Origin of the sequence: Aeromonas sp. R2-4, assembly GCF_040908365.1 — a bacterium.
GTDB classification, from domain to species: domain Bacteria; phylum Pseudomonadota; class Gammaproteobacteria; order Enterobacterales; family Aeromonadaceae; genus Aeromonas; species Aeromonas veronii.
The window spans coordinates 1-2,149 of the sequence record NZ_JBFODO010000003.1 but is presented as its reverse complement, the minus strand read 5'-3'; the positions used below and the strand labels follow the sequence as shown (position 1 = coordinate 2,149).

General features: G+C 32.3%; 3 protein-coding genes. All 3 read left to right on the top strand.

Going from position 1 to position 2,149, the window contains the following annotated elements:
- On the top strand, positions 1-458 hold a 458-nt coding region (locus AB5Z05_RS01630; protein WP_368149948.1), incomplete at its 5' end, for a CatB-related O-acetyltransferase.
- A gap of 75 nt (positions 459-533) precedes the next feature.
- A complete protein-coding gene (locus tag AB5Z05_RS01625) occupies positions 534-1,166 on the top strand; it encodes a DapH/DapD/GlmU-related protein (protein WP_368149947.1) in 633 nt (210 codons plus the stop codon).
- A gap of 26 nt (positions 1,167-1,192) precedes the next feature.
- The coding region (locus tag AB5Z05_RS01620) for a hypothetical protein (RefSeq protein WP_368149946.1) at positions 1,193-2,149 on the top strand (957 nt) is incomplete at its 3' end.

Sequence of the window (2,149 nt, the reverse complement as noted above, 5' to 3'; positions counted from 1 at the left end):
GTTTTATCAGTCATACCCGTATTGGCGCATTTTGTTCCATCGCTGATGGTGTGAAAATAGGACTAGGCTCACATCCTATAGACTATATATCAACACATCCGGTGTTTTATTCCATTGGGACTATATTTCCCTATCAGTTAGTTGATAAATCAATTTTGGAAAAAGTGAAATTCTCTGATGAACTAAAGCCAGTAGATATTGGGAACGATGTCTGGATTGGTACCAATGCTATTATTTTGAACGGTATTTCAATAGGTAATGGTGCTGTTATTGGGGCTGGTGCAGTTGTCACAAGGAATGTCCCTGATTACGCTATTGTGGGGGGGGTTCCTGCTAAAGTTATTAAATATCGAAATGTCTCAGAGAAAATAGATGGTAAAGATTGGTGGGAGCTGGATGACATAAAACTAAAGGAATATATTGAAACTCATTATAATGCTTTACAATTCATGCTATGAAAATATAAATTTTTATATTGTAATATCAAGTCGATATGTGTCATTTTGTGCCTAAGTGCTATAGAGGGAGGGGGGATGAGAATTTCACATAAAATAAAAATGTTTTTCCTTATGAGTCCATTCAAGAGATATCAGTATATAGAAAACTTATATTTCAAACTGAAGATGCGATTTTTCTATCGATTGTTTTTTTTACAGAGCGGACGAGGAAGTTTGATTAGAAAACCACTTCTCCTGACGCCAGAATTCATTCATTTAGGTAGCAATGTATTTATTTGGGATGCTGCAAGGATAGAAGGCATAAAAAATCATGGAAATCAAGAGTTAAATCCTAAAATAATAATTGGCGATGGTGTAACTATTCAACAGCGATGCCATATTACAGCTGCTGGTGAACTATTTATTGGTGATAATTGCTTGATCTCTTTTGATGTCATGATACAAGATACTGATCATGTATATTCAGATATTACCATTCCCGTAGGCTTACAGCCTTTATCTGTAAATCAAACTATAATTGAAGAACAATGCTTCATTGGGAGTGGTTCGAAGATCATGGCTGGTAGCCATTTAGGGAAGCACTGTATTGTTGGGTGTAATTCCGTTGTTCGGGGTCATTATCCTGATTATTCTGTCCTAGTTGGTAACCCAGCAAAGATAATAAAGAGATTTAGTATCAAAAATTCTCAATGGGAGCGAAATATTTAGCATTTTTCATTTATGTGGAGGCAAGATTGAGACTGTTATTTATAGCTCCAGAATTCAATATATATCACCTGGAAATTATCAAAAGATTAGAAAAGCATGGCTACCGTGTAGACTATTTAAAAGAAAAGAAGGTGGGCCCCCTATGGGATATTTTGCATAAAATTAGCTATAGAGTTTATGAAGTTTTACAAAAAATAATTTTATTAAATAGTTTGAGAGAATTAAAATCGAAAAATGAGAATTATAAAGTGCTTTTCGTTATAAGAGGAGAGTTTGTAGATCAGAGAGTAATTGATTATATAAATCGAGCATTTTTTTTTGAAAAAAAAATATCTTATCAATGGGATTCAGTAAAGAATAATCCGCAAGCAGTTACTCATCTTAGAAATGATTTTTCGGTGTATTCATTTGACCCAGACGATTGTAGCGTATTTGGATTTCACTACCAACCTCTCTTTTACATAAAAGAAGGTAGCCATGAAATTGTACATTTGTACGACTTAAGTTTTGTTGGTGTTTATACAGAAGAAAGATTGAATATAATAAAAAAAATACATCACTTGTACTCAAAAAAGATAAAGATAAAGATAAAGATAAAGATAAACCCCCTCAAGTATCTTTCATTAAAATTTTTTGAGAAAAAATTAAATTATGTTCCTAATGATTATTTCACATTTTCCAACATAAAATATTATAATGTTTTGTCAATAATGGAAAAAAGTTCTATTGTGCTAGATATCTCACATGTCACTCAGTCAGGTCTAACAATGAGGACAATTGAAGCGATAGGTTGTGGGAGTAAACTATTGACAAATAATTATATGATCCGCAAGGAAAAATTCTATGATGAAAATATGATATTTTTATACGATATAAATAATTTTTCATTAGACATAGATTCTATTATTAAAAGAAAAGTAAGCCCTTATGAGAAAAAGGATTATTCCATAGATGCTTGGTTAGGTAGTCTATTGAGGTCGGAT